The sequence below is a fragment of the Corallococcus llansteffanensis genome (assembly GCF_003612055.1).
GTDB lineage: Bacteria > Myxococcota > Myxococcia > Myxococcales > Myxococcaceae > Corallococcus > Corallococcus llansteffanensis.
The window spans coordinates 1-3,892 of record NZ_RAWB01000765.1 but is presented as its reverse complement, the minus strand read 5'-3'; the positions used below and the strand labels follow the sequence as shown (position 1 = coordinate 3,892).

The following is a 3,892-nucleotide window of genomic DNA, read 5'->3' as shown; positions in this document are numbered from 1 at the left end:
GCACGAGGGCGAGCGGCAGCCGGGAGACCCTGAAGAGGAAGACCGCCCACAGGACTCCCCGCCACAGCCACCGCAGCAGCAGGAACCGGATGAGGGGCAGGATCACCGCGAGGTACCACCACCCGGCGAGCGTGGGCGTGCCGCCAGGCTCCGCGTGGATCCACCCCGAGGACGGATGGGCGGGCAGGTACACGAAGGCCAGGGTGAAGGAGGCCAGCAGCAACCCGGCCTCGATGGAGGCCTTGTCCCGCACCCGCATCACCCCGCGCGCGATGTCCTCGAAGGCGGCGAGGTGCTTTGCGTCAATCAACTCCGACACGACGAACTGTCGCGCAGCCGCCGCGAGGCTCAAGTCGATGTAGCGCTCGGCCGCGATGAGCAGCGGCAGGGACACCAGCAACTGGACGTGCACCATCGCATCGCGCAGGAAGGCGCGCGGCGCCGAGGGCCCGCCGTGAAGGAGCGACAGCAGGAGGAGCGGCAGCCAGCTCACCAGCAGCACGGTGAGGACGCGCCGGGACAGGGGAGCACGGCGCGGACGGGCAGGCAGGTGCCGCCGTCCGAGGACGAGGTGTGGGCCGCCCTGGATGAGCGAGAAGTCGAGCAGCGAGGCCGGGAGGTTCATGGCAGCTCCAAAGCCAGGCCTGGCGCGCAGGCCCGGCGGTCGTTACGCCCGCGCCTCGCCCAGGCGGGCCCGGGGCTGGACGATGGCGGAGGCGAACACCAGTCCCAGGATGAGCTGCGCCGCCACCAGGAGCACGTCGAAGAAGCGGTCTCCGGAAGAGGGTGCCTGCGGGCTGAGCAGCGCCACGATGACCTGGGTGCCGAGGAAGCCGGGCGCGAGCTGGAGCAGCCCGGGCATGATGATCGTCGTCGCGGTCCTTCCGGGCAGCCGCGCATACAAGAGCCCGGCGAGGCCCAGCACGAAGCTGGCCAGCAGGGGGCTGCCGCGTCCTCCGAAGAGGAGCTTCGTGAGCTCCTGGGTTCCGAACGCCAGCAGCACCGCGCCGACGATCCACGGAAGCTCGCGCTGCCGGCCTCCCATGCAGACCGTCAGCGCGATACCGCCCAGCGCGACGAGCGCCAGCACCACGGGTTCGGGCAGCGGGCTCGCCTGGAGGTGGGCGGGGAGGGGGAGGAACAAGGTCCAGAGCCGGGCCGCGGCGGTGATGCCCACGCCCAGCAGCAGGAAGCGCAGCAGGCCGTAGGTGAGGCGCGACATCCCCGCCTCGACGGACTCGCTCACCAGCTCCTCGGCCCCCAGGGTCACCACCATGGCGGGGACGAGCAGCGTCGCCCCTCCGAACAGGGCCCGCGCCAGGTCGAAGGGCGGCATCAGGAGGGAGAGGCCGAAGGCCATCAACGTGCCGAGGAACGCGGCGAGGAAGCTCTTCTGCAGGTCCATGCGCATGGACCGGAGCGTGCCGAAATGGATGGCGCCCGCCATGACGCCGATGAGGCCCGCCGCGGCCAGCTCCCGCCACGCTCCGCCCACGCGGGCGGCCACGGCCGCGCCGTACACGCCATAGGCGATGAACACCAACCCCTCCGGCCAGGCCGCGCGCTGGTGGACGACGCGCTCCAGCTCGGCGCGCGCCTCGGGAAGGCGGAGCTGCCCTGCCGCCACCGCGCGGGCGACCAGGAGCACCCCGGACGTCCGGCGGAGGTTCCAGTGGGGGTTGAAGGGCACGCGCTCGATGTCCACCCGCCGCTGCCTTCCCGAGGTCAGCTCCGTCGCCACGAAGCTCTGGAGCGTGAAGAGCTCCATCCGCAGCCCCAGGCCTTGCGCGGCTCCCTTCATCAGGGGCTCCACCACGTTGGCAGGCAGGTAGGCCAGGTGGAGCGCCCGCACGAGGTCGAGCAGGAAGGCCACGGCCTGGTCCTCGTCGATCGGGGTCACGGATTCGGGTGTGTCGTGCATGGAGACCTCCCGGGCGGAGGCGGCCAGGTCACCCGGCGCGCTCCGCTGCTGCCGTGAAGCTCTGCGCGGACACCGGGGCTGTCATCCGTCGCGAGCGGAGGGCACGCGAGCCCCTGGATGCCAGGCCGTGGCGAGCCCGTCGCGCGCGCTCAATGGGGCGTGGGCCGCACGATGCAGCGGAAGCCGATGTGGCTGGCGCCGCTGTCCACGGCTTGAGGGGAGCGCGCGGCCGGGCGGTAGCGCTGGCAGTAATTGGGCGCGCACAGGTGGCTGCCGCCCTTGAGCACTCGGCGGGGAATCTTCACCTGTGGCTGATGCGGATCATGGCTGCCGTTCGCCTGGGCGGGCCCGCGCGGGTTGACGGGGATGCAGCAGGCCTTGCCCTTGTTGCCGGTGTGGCGCGTCTGGAACCAGTCCGTGGTCCACTCCCACACGTTGCCCGCCATCTCGTGCAGGCCGTAGCCGTTGGGCGGGAAGCTGCCCACGGGACAGGTGCCCTCGAAGCCGTCCGAGCGCAGGTTCTGCCAGGGGAACTCCCCCTGCCAGGTGTTGGCCAGGTGCCGGCCTCCGGGGGTGAACTCGTCGCCCCAGCAGAACTCCGCGCGCTCCCACCCGCCGCGCGCGGCGCGCTCCCACTCGGCCTCCGAGGGCAGCGCCTTGCCGGCCCACGTGGCGTATGCCTCCGCGTCCTCGAAGGCGAGGTGCACCACGGGGTGCCTGCCGCGTCCCTTGAGGTGGCTGCCAGGTCCTTCCGGGTGCCTCCAACAGGCGCCCGGCGTGTACGCCCACCACCGCGAGAGGTCCCTCAGGTCCACGCGGCCGGCGGCCTTCTGGAAGACGAGCGAGCCGGGCACCAGCAGCTCCGGGAGCGCACCGGGGTAGTCCGCGGGGTCGAGCGGACGCTCGGCCACGGTGACGTAGCGGGTGGCGTCCACGAAGCGGGCGAACTGCATGTTCGTCACCGTGAAGCCATCCATCCAGAAGCCGGAGACCGTCACCTGGTGGGCGGGGGCTTCCTCCGGGTAGTGGTGATCCGAGCCCATCCAGTACGTGCCTCCCGGAATCCACCTCATGTCCGGGAAGGGCGCCTCGCCCGGCGCGGGCCCTGTCTCCGGCGAGGGCGCGGGCTCAAGCCTCGCGGCCTCGTTGCTCATGTCCGTGCTCATGCGTGGCTCCTCGGGGCGGGCGGGGATGGACGCACGCTCCACCGGAGCAAGCTGGGCCCTCCGGGGGCAGGAGGCATCGGCCTGGAGGGAGGGTCCTCCGGTGTCGTTGGCGTCCCCCTGGGAGCCGCCGGGCAACGCGTAGGTTCCGCGCAAGGGGACCGCTTGTCCCGGACGTGTGTCGGCCCCACTTCAAACCGGAGGAGCTGTCACGACATGAGCGCCGACAAGCAGGCGGAGGCGAAGTTCGCCCACGAGCTGCTTCGCCAGTAGCCCTGGACGGAAAGGACGGGTGGGTGGATGGCCAGCGAGCGACACGCGGGGCCCGTCGAGGCGCTTCGCAACCTGACCTTGTCGTTGCAGCGCCTGCTGGCGAGCGGGGTCGCGAGCGGCGCGGTGCACGGCGCGGCCGACGGGTTGCGCGAGGAGCTGCCCGAGCTTGACGGGCAGTGGCGCACGATCGCCCACGACGTGCTCACGGTGCTGGCGCGGCTGGCGCACCAGGCGGCGGAGCGCGAGGGCGCGGAGCCCGGGGCCGCGGCCCACACGCTGGCCGCCGCGGCCATGGAAGGGGCGCTGGAGGTGCTGGAGCGGGAGTGGCAGGAAGGCGGCCTGCCGGTCCACGGCTTCATGGTGCGCCTCAACCGCCTCTTCGACCACGCGGTGGAGTACGCCCGCTCCCGCACCGACGAGATCCACACGCCGGGGCAGCGGGCCCGGATCATCGTCCGGAGCATGGTGACGGAGGCCTCGGAGCGGCTGCATGAAGCGGTGCCAGCGCTCGTGGAGGACGCGCGGGTGATGGCAC

The 3,892-nt window shown here is 72.2% G+C and carries 2 protein-coding genes and 2 pseudogenes; 1 reads left to right on the top strand and 3 read right to left on the bottom strand.

What is annotated here, in order from left to right; translation table 11 throughout:
• From D7V93_RS39780 to D7V93_RS39770, 3 genes and pseudogenes are all read right to left on the bottom strand, one after another.
• A pseudogene (locus tag D7V93_RS39780) lies at positions 1 to 625 on the bottom strand (hypothetical protein); the annotation flags it as partial.
• 42 nt (positions 626 to 667) lie between these two features.
• A complete protein-coding gene (locus D7V93_RS39775) occupies positions 668 to 1,921 on the bottom strand; it encodes a threonine/serine exporter family protein (RefSeq protein WP_120648245.1) in 1,254 nt (417 codons plus the stop codon).
• Positions 1,922 to 2,070: 149 nt separating this feature from the next.
• A complete protein-coding gene (locus D7V93_RS39770) occupies positions 2,071 to 3,087 on the bottom strand; it encodes a formylglycine-generating enzyme family protein (protein ID WP_208723307.1) in 1,017 nt (338 codons plus the stop codon).
• 297 nt (positions 3,088 to 3,384) lie between these two features.
• Between D7V93_RS39770 and D7V93_RS39765 the strand changes: the two are divergent.
• A pseudogene (locus D7V93_RS39765) lies at positions 3,385 to 3,892 on the top strand (hypothetical protein); the annotation flags it as partial.